General features: G+C 67.0%; 14 protein-coding genes. 10 read left to right on the top strand and 4 right to left on the bottom strand.

The genetic code is table 11. From position 1 onward, the window contains the following. Nucleotides 1-34 precede the first annotated feature (34 nt). The 5 genes from ACEN9N_RS09105 to ACEN9N_RS09085 all read left to right on the top strand — a co-directional run bounded on the left by ACEN9N_RS09105 (nt 35) and on the right by ACEN9N_RS09085 (nt 3,591). A complete protein-coding gene (locus ACEN9N_RS09105; RefSeq protein WP_413316121.1) occupies nt 35-1,516 on the top strand; it encodes a protein adenylyltransferase SelO in 1,482 nt (493 codons plus the stop codon). After that, nucleotides 1,513-1,923 (top strand): peptide-methionine (R)-S-oxide reductase MsrB, encoded by a 411-nt coding sequence (gene msrB, locus ACEN9N_RS09100; RefSeq protein WP_007837799.1) that lies wholly within the window; start codon nt 1,513-1,515, stop codon nt 1,921-1,923. Before ACEN9N_RS09105 ends, msrB begins: the two co-directional genes overlap by 4 nt. Next, nucleotides 1,920-2,462: a septation protein A gene (locus ACEN9N_RS09095; protein ID WP_007837800.1), complete on the top strand. Its 543-nt coding sequence runs from the start codon at nt 1,920-1,922 to the stop codon at nt 2,460-2,462. The genes msrB and ACEN9N_RS09095 overlap by 4 nt, the downstream gene beginning before the upstream one ends. Continuing rightward, a complete protein-coding gene (locus ACEN9N_RS09090; protein WP_007837802.1) occupies nt 2,462-2,734 on the top strand; it encodes a BolA family protein in 273 nt (90 codons plus the stop codon). The genes ACEN9N_RS09095 and ACEN9N_RS09090 overlap by 1 nt, the downstream gene beginning before the upstream one ends. Nucleotides 2,735-2,805: 71 nt before the next feature. Further along, a complete protein-coding gene (locus ACEN9N_RS09085; protein ID WP_413313534.1) occupies nt 2,806-3,591 on the top strand; it encodes a peptidylprolyl isomerase in 786 nt (261 codons plus the stop codon). Nucleotides 3,592-3,751: 160 nt separating this feature from the next. Here the strand turns inward: ACEN9N_RS09085 and purL are convergent, their stop codons facing one another. Continuing rightward, on the bottom strand, nt 3,752-7,720 hold the full coding sequence (purL, locus tag ACEN9N_RS09080) for a phosphoribosylformylglycinamidine synthase (protein ID WP_495656363.1): 3,969 nt from the start codon (nt 7,718-7,720) through the stop codon (nt 3,752-3,754). 156 nt (nt 7,721-7,876) lie between these two features. Here purL and map point away from each other — a divergent pair, with 156 nt between their 5' ends. Genes map through ACEN9N_RS09065 form a run of 3 tightly spaced genes read left to right on the top strand, consistent with a single transcriptional unit; the run spans nt 7,877 to nt 12,411 of the window. Next, the gene (gene map / locus ACEN9N_RS09075) at nt 7,877-8,701 is read left to right on the top strand and encodes a type I methionyl aminopeptidase (protein WP_007837809.1); all 825 of its coding nucleotides are present in this window, start codon (nt 7,877-7,879) and stop codon (nt 8,699-8,701) included. Nucleotides 8,702-8,723: 22 nt separating this feature from the next. Further along, nucleotides 8,724-11,330 carry a [protein-PII] uridylyltransferase gene (locus tag ACEN9N_RS09070; protein WP_413313539.1) on the top strand — a complete coding sequence of 869 codons (2,607 nt, stop codon included), beginning with the start codon at nt 8,724-8,726 and terminating at the stop codon, nt 11,328-11,330. A 43-nt stretch (nt 11,331-11,373) separates the two neighbouring features. Continuing rightward, the gene (locus ACEN9N_RS09065) at nt 11,374-12,411 is read left to right on the top strand and encodes a sensor domain-containing diguanylate cyclase (RefSeq protein ID WP_413313540.1); all 1,038 of its coding nucleotides are present in this window, start codon (nt 11,374-11,376) and stop codon (nt 12,409-12,411) included. A 19-nt stretch (nt 12,412-12,430) separates the two neighbouring features. Here the strand turns inward: ACEN9N_RS09065 and ACEN9N_RS09060 are convergent, their stop codons facing one another. Both ACEN9N_RS09060 and ACEN9N_RS09055 read right to left on the bottom strand, forming a co-directional pair. Then, nucleotides 12,431-13,780 carry a putative bifunctional diguanylate cyclase/phosphodiesterase gene (locus ACEN9N_RS09060; protein WP_413313541.1) on the bottom strand — a complete coding sequence of 450 codons (1,350 nt, stop codon included), beginning with the start codon at nt 13,778-13,780 and terminating at the stop codon, nt 12,431-12,433. Between the two features lie 122 nt (nt 13,781-13,902). Further along, nucleotides 13,903-14,247, bottom strand: coding sequence for a hypothetical protein (locus tag ACEN9N_RS09055; protein ID WP_413313542.1), 345 nt, complete (start codon nt 14,245-14,247; stop codon nt 13,903-13,905). A 186-nt stretch (nt 14,248-14,433) separates the two neighbouring features. Here ACEN9N_RS09055 and ACEN9N_RS09050 point away from each other — a divergent pair, with 186 nt between their 5' ends. Together ACEN9N_RS09050 and pgm are read left to right on the top strand one after the other, a co-directional pair. Then, nucleotides 14,434-15,111 carry an HAD family hydrolase gene (locus ACEN9N_RS09050; RefSeq protein ID WP_413313543.1) on the top strand — a complete coding sequence of 226 codons (678 nt, stop codon included), beginning with the start codon at nt 14,434-14,436 and terminating at the stop codon, nt 15,109-15,111. Next, nucleotides 15,108-16,772, top strand: a complete 1,665-nt coding sequence (gene pgm, locus ACEN9N_RS09045; protein WP_495655889.1) for a phosphoglucomutase (alpha-D-glucose-1,6-bisphosphate-dependent) — start codon at nt 15,108-15,110, stop codon at nt 16,770-16,772. Before ACEN9N_RS09050 ends, pgm begins: the two co-directional genes overlap by 4 nt. Nucleotides 16,773-16,821: 49 nt before the next feature. Here the strand turns inward: pgm and ACEN9N_RS09040 are convergent, their stop codons facing one another. Further along, a complete protein-coding gene (locus ACEN9N_RS09040) occupies nt 16,822-18,183 on the bottom strand; it encodes a homoserine dehydrogenase (protein WP_495655888.1) in 1,362 nt (453 codons plus the stop codon). Nucleotides 18,184-18,206: the final 23 nt, after the last annotated feature.

The raw sequence follows: 18,206 nt of genomic DNA, 5'->3' as shown, positions 1-18,206 counted from the left end.
CAAGGGGTTACGCGCTGTGCCGGACAATCCGGGCATGAGCTTGCTTGCTGAAGACACCGAGGTCGCGGACCTGGGGTTGCGCTGGAAACCCGGTTTCGCCGCCTTGGGCCCGGCATTTTTCACTGAACTGAGGCCGACGCCCCTGCCCGATCCGTACTGGGTGGGCCGCAGCGAAGCCGTAGCACGCGAACTCGGGCTGCCGGCCGGCTGGCATTCGTCGGACGGCACGCTCGCTGCCCTGACCGGCAACCTGCCCGTCGCCGGCAGCCGCCCCTTCGCGACGGTCTACAGCGGCCACCAGTTCGGCGTGTGGGCAGGCCAGCTCGGCGACGGACGTGCGATCACGGTCGGCGAGACCGAAGGCGGGCTCGAAGTGCAGCTGAAGGGCGCGGGCCGCACGCCTTACTCGCGCGGCGGCGACGGCCGCGCGGTGCTGCGCTCCAGCATCCGGGAGTTTCTGTGCAGCGAGGCCATGCACGGCCTCGGCATCCCGACCACCCGCGCGCTGTGCGTGACGGGGTCCGACGCCCGCGTGTACCGCGAGGAGCCGGAAAGCGCGGCCGTCGTGACCCGCGTCGCACCGAGCTTCATCCGCTTCGGCCACTTCGAGCACTTCGCGGCCAACCAGCGCGAAGATGAGTTGCGCGCGCTGGCCGACTACGTCATCGACCGCTACTACCCGGCGTGCCGCACCACCGGGCGCTTCGGCGGCAACGCGTATGCCGCCTTCCTCGAAGCCGTGAGCGAGCGCACCGCCGCCCTGCTCGCCCGATGGCAGGCCGCGGGCTTCTGCCACGGCGTGATGAACACCGACAACATGAGCATCCTCGGGCTCACCATCGACTACGGCCCGTTCCAGTTCCTCGATGGCTTCGACCCGCGCCACATCTGCAACCACAGCGACACCAGCGGGCGCTACGCCTTCAACCAGCAGCCCAACGTGGCTTACTGGAACCTGTTCTGCCTCGCACAGGCGCTGCTGCCGCTGATCGGCGACCAGGAAGTCGCGGTGGCCGCACTGGAGTCGTACAAGACCGTGTTCCCGAACGAGTTCGAGGGCCGAATGCGCGCCAAGCTCGGGCTCGCGAGCCCGGCCGAAGGCGACCGCGCGCTGATCGAAGGCGTGCTCAAGCTGCTGGCCGCCGGCAAGGTCGACTACACCATCTTCTGGCGCCGGCTCTCGAACCACATGGCCGACGGCAACGTCGAGCCGGTGCGCGACCTGTTCCTGGACCGCGAGGGCTTCGACGCGTGGCTGCTAGCGTTTTCGGAGCGCCATACGACCACTGGACGTACGCAAGCCGCCGATCTGATGCTCAAATCCAACCCCAGGTTCGTGCTGCGCAACCACCTGGGGCAGCAAGCGATCGAAGCAAGTCAGCAAAAAGACCACTCGGGTGTGGCAACCTTGCTGGCTGTGCTCGAGACCCCATTTGAAGAACATCCCGACGCCGACGCACTCGCCGGCTTCCCGCCCGACTGGGCCTCCACGATCGAAATCAGCTGCTCATCATGACCACTCCCGTACAGAAGACCGACGCCGAATGGAAAGCCCTGCTCGCTGAAAAAGGCGCCGAGCCCGCGGCCTTCGAGGTGACGCGCCACGCGGCCACCGAACGCCCCTTCACCGGCAAGTACGAAGCGCACTGGGACGACGGCACCTACCACTGCGTGTGCTGCGGCGCCAAGCTGTTCGAATCATCGACCAAGTTCGATGCCGGCTGCGGCTGGCCCAGCTTCTCTGAAGAAGCGGTGCCCGGCGCCATCAGGAACATCGTCGACCGATCGCACGGCATGGTGCGCACCGAGAACGTGTGCGCCAATTGCGGCGCCCACCTGGGCCACGTGTTCCCTGACGGCCCGACCGAAACCGGCCTGCGCTATTGCATGAACTCGGCGTCGCTCGACTTCCATAAAAAATGAAACTGCTCCTCGACTTCTTTCCCATCCTCCTGTTCTTCGGCGCCTACAAGCTCGCCGACATCTACACCGCCACCGGCGTGCTCATGGCCGCCACCGTGGTGCAGATGGCCATCATCTATGCCATGGAGCGCAAGCTGCAGGCGATGCAGAAGGCCACGCTGGTGCTGATCCTGCTGTTCGGAACGCTCACGCTGGTGCTGCACGACGACCGCTTCATCAAGTGGAAGCCGACGGTGCTGTACGGCGCGATGGCCATCGCGCTGGCGGTGGCGCTCTGGGCGCTGAAGAAGAACTTCCTCAAGATGCTGCTGGGCTCGCAGCTCGAGCTGCCCGACCGCATCTGGGGCCGGCTCAACGTGGCGTGGATCGGCTACTGCCTGTTCATGGCGCTCATCAACGGCTACGTGGCGGCGTACTTCACGACCGAGGCCTGGGTCAACTTCAAGCTCTGGGGCTATGTGTTCCCGATCGTCTTCCTGGTGGCGCAGGGTCTCTATATTGCGCCGCACATCAAGGGCGACGACAAGCCGACCGCCTGATGCGCACCGCCTCCCTCCCCACCGCCGCCGACCTCGAAGCCGCGTTGCGCGAGGCGCTGGCCCCGACGCAGCTCGAAGTGATCGACGAAAGCAGCGCCCACGCGGGCCACGCCGGTGCCAATGCACAAGGACGGGGCAGCCATTTCCGAGTGCGCATCGCCTCGCCGCTGTTCGCCGGAAAGCCCCGCGTGGCGCGGCATCGGCTTGTGTATGATGCCCTCCAGGTTTTTATCGCGCAGGGCCTTCACGCCATCGCCATCGAGGTGCTTTGAGCCCTCTGCCCGCTTTCTTTCACGCGCTTATTCCTACACGCGCATTTCTTCTCCAGCCTGATATTCATTTCATGAAAAAACACATCTTGCAGGCCGTTGCGGCCGCAGCGTTGATCGGTGCCATTCCGGTGGCGGCTCTGGCGCAGAACGCAGCCATCGTGAACGGCAAGCCGGTGCCCAAGGCCCGCATGGAAGTTCTGGCGCAGCAGCTGGCCGCCGCAGGCCGCCCGGTGACGCCCGAGATGCAGAGCCAGCTGCGTGAGGAAATCGTGGCGCGCGAAGTGTTCATGCAGGAAGCCCAGAAGCAAGGCCTGGACGCCAGCGAGGATTACAAGAACCAGCTCGAACTCGCCCGCCAGGCCATCCTGATCCGCGCACTGTTCGAGAACTACCGCAAGACCAACCCCATCTCGGACGCCGACGTGAAGGCCGAGTACGACAAGTTCGTTGCTGCCAACGGCGGCAAGGAATACAAGGCGCGCCATATCCTGGTCGAGACCGAAGACCAGGCCAAGAAGATCATGGCCGACCTGAAGAAGGGTGCCAAGTTCGAAGACATCGCCAAGAAGCAGAGCAAGGACCCGGGCTCGGGCGCCAACGGCGGCGACCTCGACTGGGCCAACCCCGCGGGCTTCGTGCCCGAGTTCTCGGAAGCGATGATCAAGCTCAAGAAGGGCGAGACCACCCCCGCTCCGATCAAGACCCAGTTCGGCTGGCACATCATCCGCGTCGACGACATCCGCCAGGCCCAGCTGCCGAAGCTGGAAGAAGTGAAGCCGCAGATCACGCAGCAGCTGCAGCAGCAGCGCCTGCAGAAGTATCAGGAAGAATTGCGCGCGAAGGCAAAGGTGGAATAAGGCACACCCCCAGGCTTCGCGCACTTCGCGTCGCTACGCCACCCCTTGCAGGGGGCAACACCTGCGGCCCGGCAAAGCCGGTTCCGCGGTGTTCTGGAAATAAAAAAGCGGCCCCGTGGGCCGCTTTTTTGTTGCCCGCCGAACGGGCTTGCTGCGTCGATCAGCCGACCCACTTGCGCGCATTGCGCCAGATCTGCATCCACGGGCTCAGCTCGCTGCGGTCGCTCGGCGTCCAGCTCATCTGGATGTTGCGGAACACCCGTTCCGGATGAGGCATCACGGCGGTGAAGCGGCCGTCCGGCGTGGTCACGGAGGTCAGGCCGCCCGCGCTGCCGTTCGGGTTGAACGGGTACTGCTCGGTCGGTTGGCCGTGGTTGTCCACGAAGCGCATCGCGCCGATGGCCTTGGCGGCGTCGCCGCGGTGCTTGAAGTTGGCATAGCCCTCGCCGTGCGCGACCGCGATCGGCAGTCGGCTGCCGGCCATGCCCTGGAAGAAGATGCTCGGCGATTCGAGCACCTCGACCATCGACAGGCGGGCCTCGAAGCGCTCGCTCTGGTTGGTGGTGAAGCGCGGCCAGGCTTCTGCACCCGGAATGATGTCGGCCAGCTCGGCGAACATCTGGCAGCCGTTGCACACGCCGAGCCCGAAGGTGTCGGCGCGGCCGAAAAAGGTCTTGAACTGCTCGGCCAGCTTCGGGTTGAAGGTGATGCTGCGCGCCCAGCCGATGCCGGCACCCAGCGTGTCGCCATAACTGAAGCCGCCGCAGGCGACCACGCCCTTGAAATTGGCGAGGTCCGCCCTGCCCGTCTGCAGGTCGGTCATGTGGACGTCGAAGGCCTCGAAGCCGGCTTCGGTGAAGGCGTAGGCCATCTCGACGTGCGAGTTGACGCCTTGTTCGCGGAGGATGGCGACCTTGGGGCGCGATTGCAGGACGGCCGGCGCCGCGGGCTGCGCATTCGGCAGAAACACATGCATGCCGGGGTCCGAAGGCACGCCTGCCGCGGCATGCTCGGCATCGGCGCAGGCGGGGTTGTCGCGCTCGCGGGCGATCTTCCAGCTGACCGAGTCCCATACCTGGTGCAGGTCGTGCAGGCTCGCGCTGAACACCGGCTTGGCATCGCGCCAGACTTCGAGCTTGCCCTTGCCGGCATCCATCGTGGAACTCGCAGGCCGGGTCTTGCCGACGAAATGGCTGTGAGCGCTCAGGCCGTGCGCGCGCAGCACCTGCATCACGTCGTTGCGCTCGGCCGTGCGCACCTGCAGCACCACGCCCAGCTCTTCGTTGAACAGCGCCTTGAGCGTGAGCTCTTCGCGCCGCGCGCTGACCTGCTGCGCCCAGTTCTTGGCGTCGCCGGTTTCCATGCGGCTGTCGGAAATGCCATCGCCTTCGGTGACCAGCATGTCGACGTTCAGCGCCACGCCGACGTGGCCGGCAAAGGCCATTTCGCAAGCGGTGGCGAACAGGCCGCCGTCGCTGCGGTCGTGCATCGCGAGGATCTTTCCCTCGGCGCGCAGCGCGTTCACGGCATCGACCAGCGCGACCAATTGTGCCGGGTCGTCGAGATCGGGCACGGTGTCGCCGCTCTGGTTGAGCGTCTGCGACAGAATGCTGCCGGCCATGCGGTGCTGGCCGCGGCCCAGGTCGATCAGCACCAGCGTGGTGTCGGCTTCTTCGGCGTCGAGCTGCGGCGTGAGCGTGCCGCGCACATCGGCCAGCGAGGCGAAGGCGGTGACGATCAGGCTCACGGGCGAGGTGACCTTCCTGGCTTCGCCGTTGTCCTTCCACTGCGTGCGCATCGACAGCGAATCCTTGCCGACCGGGATCGACACGCCCAGCGCCGGGCACAGTTCCAGACCCACGGCCTTGACGGTCTCGTACAGCGCAGCGTCTTCGCCGGGTTCGCCGCAGGCGGCCATCCAGTTGGCCGAGAGCTTGACGCGCGAGAGCTCGATGGGCGCCGCCAGCAGGTTGGTGATGGCCTCGGCCACGGCCATGCGTCCCGAAGCCGGCGCGTCGAGCGCGGCCAGTGGCGTGCGCTCGCCCATGCTCATCGCTTCGCCGGCAAAGCCCTTGTAGTCGGCCAGCGTCACGGCGCAGTCGGCCACAGGCACCTGCCACGGGCCGACCATCTGGTCGCGGTGGCTCATGCCGCCCACGGTGCGGTCGCCGATGGTGATCAGGAAGCGCTTGGAGGCGACGGTCGGGTGCGAGAGCACGTCGATGGCGGCCTTCTGCAGGTCGACGCCCGTGAGGTCGAGCGGCTTGAACGTGCGCGCCACGCTCTTCACGTCGCGGTGCATCTTGGGCGGCTTGCCCAGCAGCACGTCCATCGGCATGTCGACAGGCTGCACCTCGGCGCCTTCGTCGGCCACCAGCAGCTGGCGCGCCTCGGTCGCCACGCCGACCACCGAGAACGGACAGCGCTCGCGCTCGCAGAAAGCCTTGAACTGCGCGAGCGATTCCGGCGCGATAGCCAGCACGTAGCGCTCCTGGCTTTCGTTGCACCAGATTTCCTTGGGGGCCATGCCCGACTCTTCGAGCGGCACGGCGCGCAGGTCGAAACGCGCGCCGCGGCCGGCGTCGTTGGTCAGTTCGGGGAAGGCATTGCTCAGGCCGCCCGCGCCCACGTCGTGGATCGCCAGGATCGGGTTGGCCGCGCCCTGTTGCCAGCAGTGGTTGATGACCTCCTGCGCGCGGCGCTCGATCTCGGGGTTGCCACGCTGCACCGAGTCGAAGTCGAGCTCGGCCGCGTTGGCGCCGGTGGCCATCGAGCTGGCGGCGCTGCCGCCCATGCCGATGCGCATACCGGGGCCGCCGAGCTGGATCAGCAGCGAGCCGGCGGGGAACTGGATCTTCTTCGTCTGGGTGGCGTCGATGCTGCCGAGGCCGCCCGCGATCATGATGGGCTTGTGGTAGCCGCGCTGCACGGTATCAAGGTCGCTCGCCACGGTCTGCTCGTATTCCCGGAAGTAGCCCAGCAGGTTGGGCCGGCCGAATTCGTTGTTGAACGCGGCGCCCCCCAGCGGGCCCTCGGTCATGATCTGCAGCGGGCTCGCGATGTGTTCGGGCTTGCCGTAGTGGCCCTCTTGCGGCCAGAGCTTGGACACGGTGAAGCCGGTCAGGCCCGCCTTGGGCTTGGAGCCGCGGCCGGTGGCACCTTCGTCGCGGATCTCGCCGCCCGCGCCGGTCGAGGCGCCCGGGAACGGGGAAATCGCGGTCGGGTGGTTGTGCGTCTCGACCTTCATCAGCACGTGGCTCAGGGCGCTATCTTTTTGATAGCTCTGCGAACCGTGTGCTGGAATGAAGCGCTCGATGGTCGCGCCTTCCATCACCGAGGCGTTGTCGGCATAGGCGACGACCGTGTGCTGCGGGTTCTGCTTCTCGGTGTGGCGGATCATCGAGAACAGGCTCTGGGGCTGGGCCCTGCCGTCGATGGTGAACTGGGCGTTGAAGATCTTGTGGCGGCAGTGCTCGCTGTTGGCCTGCGCGAACATCATCAGTTCGACGTCGCTGGGGTTGCGCCCGAGGCGAGTGAAGGCGTCAACGAGGTAGTCGATCTCGTCCTCGGCCAGCGCCAGGCCGAAACCGGTGTTGGCCGCCACCAGCGCGTCGCGACCGCCGCTCTGCACGTCGACCTGCGCCATCGGCTGGGCCGGCAGCTCGCTGAACAGACTGGCCGCCTGCTCGACGGTGGCCAGCACCGATTCGGTCATGCGGTCGTGCAGCGGGCCGGCCACCGCGGCGAGCGTGTCGCCCTCGATCACGGGCGCCTTGCCGATCAACGGGGCCTTGAGCTTCAGGTGGTACTGCGTGACGCGCTCGACCCGGCGCAATGCCAGGCCGCAGTTGTGGGCGATGTCGGTGGCCTTGGAAGCCCAGGGCGACACGGTGCCCAGGCGCGGCGTGACCACCACCGAGGTGCCCGCCTTGGCCGGCGCCTCGAAGGGCTCGCCGTAGGCCAGCAGCGCGGCAAAGCGCTCGCGGCCGGCCGCATCCAGCGCCGCATCGGTGACCACAAGGTGCACAAAACGGGCCGAAATGCCCTCGATGCGCGGCTCGATGGCCTGCAGCTTCGGCAGCAGCTGCCGCGCGCGGAAGTCGCTGAGCGCGCTGCCGCCCTCGAACATGGTTACGACAGGAAGGGCTTGAGGTGCGGGCTGCGTCACGGTCGATGGGGGCCTCGGGGGCCGCGTTGGAATTCAAGGAATCGAGGCGGATGGCCGCTGACTGGGGTCATCCGCGTTAACCCGGAATTTTAGCTTGGTGAATGGGATAATTCGGGCATGAGCATTAACTACAAAGACGCTGCGGGCATCGAAGCCATGCGGGTCGCCTGCCGCCTTGGCTCCGAGGTGCTGGACTACCTCACCCCCTTCATCAAGCCCGGCATCACAACGAACGATGTCGACCGGCTGGCCGCCGAGTACATGGTCAAGCAGGGCACCACCTCCGCCACGGTGGGCTACATGGGCGCGAGCAGCGTCCCGTTCCCGAAGTCGCTCTGCACCTCGGTGAACCACGTGGTCTGCCACGGCATTCCCAATGACAAGCCCCTGAAGAAGGGCGACATCATGAACGTCGACGTGACCGTCATCAAGGATGGTTGGTTCGGCGACAACAGCCGCATGTTCGTGATCGGCGACGCCTCCATCGCCGCCAAGCGCCTGTGCAGCATCACCTACGAAGCCATGTGGCACGGCATCCTGCAGGTGCGCCCCGGCGCGCATCTGGGCGACGTGGGCCACGCGATCCAGAAGTTCGCCGAAGGCCAGGGCTTCTCGATCGTGCGCGAGTTCTGCGGCCACGGCGTGGGCCAGCGCTTCCATGAAGAGCCCCAGGTGCTGCACTACGGCCGCCCGGGCACCATGGAAGAACTCAAGCCCGGCATGATCTTCACCATCGAGCCGATGATCAACGCCGGCAAGCGCGACGTGAAGGAAGACTTCAAGGGCGGCCAATACGACGGCTGGACCATCGTCACTCGCGACCATTCGCTGTCGGCCCAGTGGGAGCACACGGTGCTCGTCACCGAGACCGGCTACGAGGTGTTGACGTTGTCCGCGGGCAGCCCGCCGCCGCCCTCCTTCGTCACCTCGACCAAAACCTGACGCGCACACGCGCTCCCCGGCCGTGATCGAAGCAGCCAAGATCGACGTAGCGACGCTGCGCGAAGCCTATCGCGCCAAGAAGCTCGCCCTGTTCGACACCCTGCGCTTTGCGCGCGCGCCGACCCGCAGCGTGCACGCGGTGCTGCGCCAGCTCTCGGCGCTCGCCGACGAGACGCTCTGCACCCTGTGGCGCGAGGCCGGCTTCGGCGACTCGCTCACGCTGGCTGCCGTGGGCGGTTTCGGGCGCGGCGAGCTGTTTCCGTATTCCGACGTCGACGTGCTCCTGCTGCTGCCGCCCGAGGGCCACGAGAGCGAAATCGACCCGGCCCGCATCGAGGCCTTCATCGGCCATTGCTGGGACGCGGGCCTCGAGATCGGCTCCAGCGTGCGCACGGTCGAGGAATGCCTGGCCGAGGCCGAGAAGGACGTCACCGTTCAGACCTCGCTGCTCGAAGCACGCCTGATCGTGGGCGACAAGAAGCTCTTCACCGCCTTCCGCCGCCGCTTCACCCGCGCCATCGACCCGCAGGCCTTCTTCGTGGCCAAGTCGCAGGAAATGCGGCATCGCCACCAGAAGTTCGACAACACGCCCTACGCGCTGGAGCCCAACTGCAAGGAATCGCCGGGTGGCCTGCGCGACCTGCAGACCATCCTCTGGATGACCAAGGCCGCCGGCTACGGCGGCCGCTGGGACGACCTCGCCAAGAACGGCCTGGCCACCCCGTTCGAGGCGCAGCAGATCAAGCGCAACGAGGCGCTGCTCTCGTTGATCCGCGCCCGGCTGCACGTGATTGCCAACCGGCGCGAAGACCGGCTGGTGTTCGACCTGCAGACGGCCGTGGCGGCAAGCTTCGGCTACGAAGGCGAGTCGCAGCGCAAGTCGAGCGAGGCGTTGATGCGGCGCTACTACTGGGCGGCCAAGGCGGTGTCGCAGCTCAACCAGATCCTGCTGCTCAATATTGCCGAGCGCCTGCAGCCCATCGACGAGCAGCACACGCCGATCAACGAGCGCTTCTACGAACGTGCCGGCCTGATCGAGATCGCCAGCGACGACCTGTACGAGCGCGAGCCGCATGCGGTGCTCGAAACCTTCCTGCTGTACCAGAAGACCATCGGCGTGCAGGGCCTGTCGGCGCGCACGCTGCGCGCGCTCTACAACGCGCGCCACGTCATGGACAGCAAGTTCCGCAACGACCCGGTCAACCACGACACATTCATGCGGATCTTGATGCAGCCCTACGGCATCACGCATGCATTCCGGCTGATGAACCAGACCTCGGTGCTGGGGCGCTACCTGCGAGTGTTCCGCAGCATCGTGGGGCAGATGCAGCACGACCTGTTCCACGTCTACACGGTGGACCAGCACATCCTGATGGTGCTGCGCAACGTGCGGCGCTTCTTCATCGCCGAGCATGCGCACGAATACCCGTTCTGCTCGCAGCTGGCGGCCGGATGGGACAAGCCCTGGATCCTGTACGTGGCCGCCCTGTTCCACGACATCGCCAAGGGCCGCGGCGGCGATCACTCCACACTCGGCGCGCGCGACGTTCAGCGTTTCTGCAAGCAGCACGGCATCGCCCGCGAAGATTCCAGGCTCATCGAATTTCTGGTGGCCGAGCACCTGGTAATGAGCCAGGTCGCGCAGAAGCAGGACCTGAGCGACCCCGAAGTGATTGGCGCTTTCGCCAAGCGAGTAGGCAACGAGCGCTACCTGACGGCGCTCTACCTGCTGACCGTCGCCGACATCCGCGGCACCTCCCCGCGCGTGTGGAATGCCTGGAAAGGCAAGCTGCTCGAAGACCTGTACCGCTACACGCTGCGCGCACTGGGCGGACGCATGCCCGATCCGGATGCCGAGGTCGAGTCGCGCAAGCGCGAGGCGCTCGTGCAACTGGCCCTGCACGCGCAGCGCTTCGAGGCGCACAAGGCGCTGTGGGACACGCTCGACGTGGGCTACTTCATGCGCCACGACGCCACCGAGATCGCCTGGCACGCCAAGCAGCTCTCGCGCTTCGTGCCGCCCAGTAACGTGCCGGTCGACCCGAAGGCGCCGCCTGTGGTGCGCGCGCACCTGTCGCCGGTGGGCGAAGGCCTGCAGGTGGTGGTCTACACGCCCGACCAGCCCGACCTGTTCGCGCGCATCTGCGGCTACTTCGACCAGGCGTCCTTCAGCATCCTCGACGCCAAGGTGCACACCGCGAGCAACGGCTACGCGCTCGATACCTTCCAGGTGGTGACCACCTTCGTGCCGGACCACTACCGCGACCTGATCAGCATGGTCGAGTCGGGCCTGGCGCAGACGCTCACCGAGGCCGGTGCCCTGCCCCCGCCCAGCATGGGCCGGGTCTCGCGCCGGGTGCGCAGCTTTCCGATCAAGCCGCGCATCAGCCTGCTGCCGGACGACAAGGCGCAGCGCTGGCTGCTCAACATCTCGGCCAGCGACCGTGCCGGCCTGCTGTACTCGGTGGCCCGGGTGCTGGCGCGCCATCACCTGAACCTGCAGCTCGCCAAGGTCACGACGCTGGGCGAGCGGGTGGAAGACACCTTCCTGATCAGCGGCCCCGAACTCCAGGGCCAAAAAACGCAACTGGCCATCGAAACCGAGCTGATGGAAGCCCTGGCCTCTTGAAATTGCCCTCCCGAACGCAACCGATGCCATCAGAATGTCGGCCATGGAATCCTTGATCGAACAGCTTTCCGACTCCGTCTCCTCGGCCAAGACGCTGGAAGACCTCGCACGCCCAATGCTCGAAATGCTCGAGACGGCGACGGGCCTGGAGTCGGCTTACCTCACGACCATCGACCTCGACAAGGGCCGACAGCACATCTTGTTCGCCCACAACGCCGGTGAATTGTCCCTGCCCGAGGGTGCGCCGGTGCCTTGGGCCGACACGCTCTGCCGGCATGCCATGGAGGAAGGCCGCATCTATACGGACGACGCCGGCGGCTGCTGGGGCGATGCCGACGCCGCCCGCCGGCTCGGCATCCAGACCTGTGTGAGCGCACCGGTGACGGCCGGAAGCGGCGACCTCTTCGGTGTCCTGTGCGGTGCCAGCTCACAAAAGCTGCCGCTGCCGCCCCATGCAGAGCCGGTGCTGCGGCTTTTCGCGCGGCTGATCGGCCAGCAGGTGGAGCGCGAGCTGCTCGTCGCAAAGCTCAAGAAAGCCCAGGCCCAGCTCGCCACCCACGCCGCGACCGACGCCCTCACCGGCCTGCCCAATCGCCGCGCGCTCACCGACGAACTGCAGCGCATGCTGGCGCAGGGCGCGCGCGGCGGCCAGAGCGTGCTGGTCGGCTTCATCGACATGGACAATTTCAAGAAGATCAACGACACACACGGCCACGAGGTCGGCGACGAGTTCCTGTCGGCCATGGCGAAACAGCTCTCGGCCTCGGTGCGCGCGAGCGACATGCTGGCGCGCTTCGGCTCCGACGAATTCGTGGTGATCGGCCTCGGGCCCGCGCTGGACGAGTCGCCGCGCACGGGCGCGCGGGCCATGGCCGACCGTCTGGCGGAAAACACCATCTTCGAGCTGAAGCTGCGGCACCTGACGATCGACTACGGCGGCGCCAGTGTCGGCGTGGTGGCCGTCGACCCCCGCACCGTCTCTGCCGAGGCCGCCCTGCGCCAGGCCGACACCGCAATGCGCGCCGTCAAGCAAAGCCGCCGGGCCATGGTCCGCGACGCCGTGGTTCCTGCGTCCAGCTGAACGGACGCCGCCGCAGCGCTCAGGCGCCGGGCAGCGCCGCCGCGTGGGTACCCCACAGGGGAGCCCGCTCGTACTGCGCCACCCATTGCACGATGTCCTTGGCCGCCATCGGCATGGCAATGCCGTAACCCTGGGCGAGCGTGCAGCCCAGGGCGAGCAGCTCTTCGCCCTGCTTCACCGTTTCGACGCCTTCAGCCACCGCCGTGAGTCCGAGCGCGTGGAGCAGCGCGATGATGCCCTGCACGATGGCGTGGTCCTGGCCGTTGTCGAGCATGCCACGCACGAACGACTGGTCGATCTTCACGGTCGACACCGGCAGCTGGCGCAGATAGGTGAGCGAGGAGTAGCCGGTGCCGAAGTCGTCGATGGTCACGCCCACGCCCAGCGTCTTGCAAGCCTCGACGAACAGCGCGACGTTCGCGAACTGGCTGATCGCCGTGGTTTCCAGGATCTCGAGCTCCAGCATGCCCGCACCCAGCTTCGGAAACTGCGACAGGTGCCGCGCGAGCCGTTCGACGAAGTCCCAGCGCATCATGTGGCGTGGTGCCACGTTCACGCTCACCGACATCTGCAGGCCCGCCAGGCGCCACTGGTGCGCCTGCCAAAGGGCCGTGGCGATGGCCCAGTCGCCGACCTGCTCGACCAGCGCGTCGTCTTCGATCAGCGGCACGAACTGGGCCGGCGGCAGCAGGCCGCGCTCGGGGTGCTGCCAGCGCAACAGCGCCTCGACGCCGACCACCACGCCGCGCTGCATGTCGACCTTGGGCTGGTAGACCAGGAAGAACTCGCCCTGCAGCAGGCCTTCCTGGATCCGCTGGCGCTCGCGCACCACCTGCTCGTCGGCGCGCGCTTGCGGCGCGTCGAAGTAATGCACCTTGCCGTCGGCCGCGCGCTTGGCGAAGAAGGCGGCGTGCTGCGCCTGGCGCAGCGCGGTTTCAGGGGGCGGGCCATTGCTGTCGAGCAGCATGGCGCCGATGCTCGCGTCGATGCTGCCCGCCTGGTCATGCCAGCTCCAGGGCTCGGCGAGGGAAGCCTGGATGCGTTCCAGCACCTGGGTGCACTGCGAGGTTCCGAGGCCGGCGAACAGGGCCGCGAATTCGTCGCCGCCCACGCGGGCCATCACGCTCTCGCGCGGCAGCTGAGCCTTGATGCGGCGGGCCACCTCCTTGAGGGCGACATTGCCCGCCACCATGCCAAGGCGGTCATTCAGCAAGGCAAAGCGGTCCACGTCGATGTAGCAGACGGCAGCCAGGCGCTTGCCTGCACGGGCCCAGTCGTCCATCAACGGGCGCAGCACCTCGTCCGGCGGGAGACGTGCCGACCCGTCGTAGTACGACGGCAAAGAGACTGAGGGTTGCTTGTTCGACAAAAGACTGGGCTCCGGAGGTCGCGGGCTATTGTTCCCCCAATTGGGGCGATTGCGTGCCTATTAGCTAATATTAGTTACATGAGCGCTGCATTCACACAACACCCGAGCCCACGCCGCGTCTCCTAGCCGCAATAGGCCCCCACCACGCGGCCGGTCGGTTCGACCTGCACGTTGAGCCTCGCCGTGTCCTGCATCGGATCGGCTTTTTCCGCGGCGGGCACCGTACGTGCCAGGCGGGCGCCGGCGCGCTGGCGCATCTCTTCCAGCAACTGCTGGCTGACGCGCAGGCCCAGGCCAAACCGCACGGCAGCAGCCTGGCAGGTTTCGGGCGGCGTGACGAAGCTCGGGGGTTCGGGGACTTCCGATGTCAGGGGGCGGTCGGCCGGTGGCGTCTGGCAGCCAGCCAGCAAAAGGCCCATGGCCATGGCCGGCAGGCCGATCCAGTGGCGACCGTTGGTGATGCGCATCTGTCTTGCTCCTTCTTCAAACTGCAACCTGAGCAGGAGCTTATTCAATTCCGAGGCCAATCCCCGGCACGGCTCAAGCCAATGGATCTCGGAGCCTCAACAAAATCACGCTGCGGCCGTCCGGGGTCGCATTCGAAGCGTATGCTGGAAGCGACGCGCGCAGTTCAGGCCCATCCGCCACACACCATGACACCGCCCTCTGCCACCGTTTTTCTGATCGACGTCGACAACACCCTGCTCGACAACGACGGCATCATTGCCGACCTTCGCACCCATCTCGAACAGTCCTTCGGTGCCGAAAGCGCCAGCCGCTACTGGACGGCCTTCGAGCAATTGCGCAGCGAGCTCGGCTATGTCGACTACCTCGGCGCCCTGCAGCGCTACCGCGCCGAGGAAAGCAGCCGCGGCATGAGCGATTCGCGGCTGCTGCTGATGTCGGAATTTCTCATCGACTACCCCTTTGCCGACCGGCTCTACCCCGGCGCGCTGGAGACGCTGAAGCACCTGCGCCAGCGCGGGCCCACGGTGATCCTGTCCGACGGCGACGTCGTGTTCCAGCCGCGCAAGGTGCAGCGCTCCGGCCTTTGGGACGCCACCGAGGGCCGCGTGCTGATCTACGTGCACAAGGAACAGATGCTCGACGCCGTCGAGCAGTGCTACCCCGCGCGGCACTACGTGATGATCGACGACAAGCTGCGCATCCTCTCGGCCATGAAGGCCATCTGGGGATCGCGCCTGACGACGGTCTTCGTGCGGCAGGGGCACTATGCGCTCGACACGCAGGCCAACGCCGCCTATGCGCCCGCCGATATCGCCATCGAGCGCATCGGCGACATCATCAACCTCGACTTTCCACCCGCATGAGCCAAGCAATCAACCCTCTCGCGGGACAGCCCGCACCCATCGAACTGCTGGTCAACGTACCGCGCCTGATCTCCGCCTACTACACCGGACGGCCCGACCCGTCGGTGCCGAGCCAGCGCGTGGCCTTCGGCACCTCGGGGCACCGCGGCTCCTCGTTCGACGATGCGTTCAATGAATGGCACGTGCTGGCGATCAGCCAGGCGATCTGCGACTACCGCAAGCAGAAAGGCATCGACGGGCCGCTGTTCCTCGGGATCGACACGCATGCGCTGTCGACACCGGCCTTCAACAGCGCGGTCGAGGTACTCGCGGCCAACGGGGTCGAGCTGATGATCTCGAAGGACGACGAATACACGCCGACGCCGGCCGTGTCGCACGCGATCCTCGTCTACAACCGTGGACGCACCGGAAGCACCGGGGGGCTGGCCGATGGCATCGTCATCACGCCCTCGCACAACCCGCCCGAGAGCGGCGGCTTCAAGTACAACCCGCCGAACGGCGGGCCGGCCGGCACCGACATCACCTCGGCCGTCGAGACGGCCGCCAACAGGATGCTGGCCAACGGGCTCGAAGGCGTGAAGCGCATGCCGCTCGCGCAGGCGCTGCGCGCCTCGACCACACACCGGCATGACTACCTGAACACCTATGTCGAAGACCTGGCGCAGGTGCTCGACATGGATGCCATTCGCGGCGTGAACATCGAGCTGGGCGTCGACCCACTGGGCGGCGCAGGCGTGCGCTACTGGCCCGCGATCGCCGAGCGCTACAAGCTCGCGCGGCTGAACGTGCTGAGCCAGGAGGTCGACCCGACCTTCCGCTTCATGTCGCTCGACTGGGACGGCCGCATCCGCATGGACCCGTCGTCGCCCGACGCCATGCACAAGCTGATCGAACTGCAGGGCCGCTTCGGCATCGCCTTCGCCTGCGACACCGACCATGACCGCCACGGCATCGTGGCGGGCAGCACGGGCCTGATGCAGCCCAACAGCTACCTCGCGGTGATGATCGACTACCTCTACACGCACCGCCCGCATTGGCCGGCGCAGGCAGCCGTCGGCAAGACGGTGGTCAGCAGCCAGATGATCGACCGCGTGACGGCTCGGCTCGGGCGCAGGCTGTACGAGGTGCCGGTGGGCTTCAAGTGGTTCGTCGACGGGCTGGTCGATGCGTCGCTGGCTTTCGGCGGCGAAGAAAGCGCGGGCGCGACCTTCCTGCGCAAGGACGGCTCGGTGTGGACCACCGACAAGGATGGCCTCGTGCCCGCCCTGCTCTCGGCCGAGATCGCCGCGCGCACCGGGCGCGACCCCGGCGAGCGCTACGCCGAACTGACGCAGGCGCTGGGCCAGCCGGTGTCCGATCGCGTGGATGCAGTAGCCACGGTGGAACAGAAGAAGCGGTTGTCGAGCCTGTCGCCCGAGCAGATCCGCTCGACCGAACTGGCGGGCGACCGGATCGTCAACGTGCTGAGCCATGCGCCGGGCAATGGCGCGGCCATCGGTGGCGTGAAGGTCGTGGCCGAGAGCGGCTGGTTCGCGGCGCGCCCCTCCGGCACCGAGAACATCTACAAGATCTACGGCGAGAGCTTCAAGGGCAAGGACCACCTCGCGCGCATTCTTGAAGAAGCGCAGCACGTGGTGGACGGGGCCCTCTCTGCGCCCTGAAGGAATGCAGGCGCGACTTTCTGCGCGCTTCGCTCGCGGCGTTCGTGGCTCAACCTTCGAGCAGCTCCACGCACAGCGTCGCCACCACGCCTGCCACCTCGGAACGCGCCTGCAACGCATGCACGGCAAGGTCCAGCGTGCCCTGCGCTACCGGCCCCGTCAGCACCAAGACCTGGGGGCCGACGCCGGGGCGTTCGGCCGCCAGCGCGACCTGGCGCACCGGCACCTTCTGCTCTGCGAGGCAGGCCGTGACCGCCTGGATCTGGCTGACCGCGCGCACCGGCACCCGCAGGTAGTGCGAGGTGTGCACGGCGGCACGCGGCAACACCGCCAACGCGTTCGTCGCGTGCTCATGCACGCCGAGGTGCGGCACGTGCTGCGCGGCATTCACGCCGTCGAGCCGCGCCACGTCCACGAGATCGGCGATCACCGCCGAGGCCGTCTGCTCCGAGCCGGCGCCCGCACCGTAGTACATCGTCAGGCCCGCCGCATCGCTCTTGACCATGACGGCGTTCATCGAACCGTTCACCTGTGCCATCAGATGCGTGGCGGGCACGAGTGCGGGCTGCACGCGCAGTTCGACACCCGACGCCTGCCGGCGTGCCACGCCCAGCAGCTTGATGCGGTAACCCAGCTGCTCGGCGCAGGCCACGTCCAGCCCTTGCAGGGCGGTGATGCCCTCCACTTGCACATCGGCGAAGCGCAGCGGCATGCCGAAGGCGTTGGCGGCCAGCAAAGACAGCTTGTGCGCGGCGTCGATGCCTTCGATGTCGAAGCTCGGATCGGCCTCCGCATAGCCCAGCGCCTGGGCCTGCGCGAGCGCGGCGGCGAAGTCGAGGCCTTCATCGCGCATCTTGCTCAGGATGAAATTGGTGGTGCCATTGATGATGCCGGCCACCCACTCGATGCGGTTGGCCGCCAGGCCTTCGCGCAGCGCCTTGACGATGGGAATGCTCACGGCCACCGCCCCCTCGTAGGCCACGGCCACGCCCTGTTTTCGCGCGGCGGCGAAGATCTCGGCGCCGTGCACCGCGAGCAATGCCTTGTTGGCCGTGACCACGTGCTTGCCATGCGCAATGGCGGCCAGCACCCAGTCGCGTGCGGGCCCGGTGCCGCCGGCCACCTCCACGACCACGTCGACGTCGGGATGCGCGGCGACCTGCATCGGGTCGGCCGTGAGCGCAACGCCCTCTCCCACGATGCTGGCGGCGCGCGCCAGGTTGCGCGCGGCAACGATCACGAGTTCGATAGCCCGGCCGGCCCGCGCCGCAATGTCGGCCTGGTTGCGCACGAGCACGCGGAAGGTGCCCGAGCCCACGGTTCCGATACCGATCATCCCCACGCGCAGGGTACGGTTCAGCGCAGGGCGGCTGTGCAGGGGCTCGAGGGATTCAACGGGATCGCGGTACATGGACATCTCCAGACGAAAAAACA

Source organism: Variovorax sp. Varisp46, from assembly GCF_059491885.1.
The sequence above is the reverse complement of the archived record's forward strand: the minus strand, read 5'-3'. Positions and strand labels throughout refer to the sequence as shown.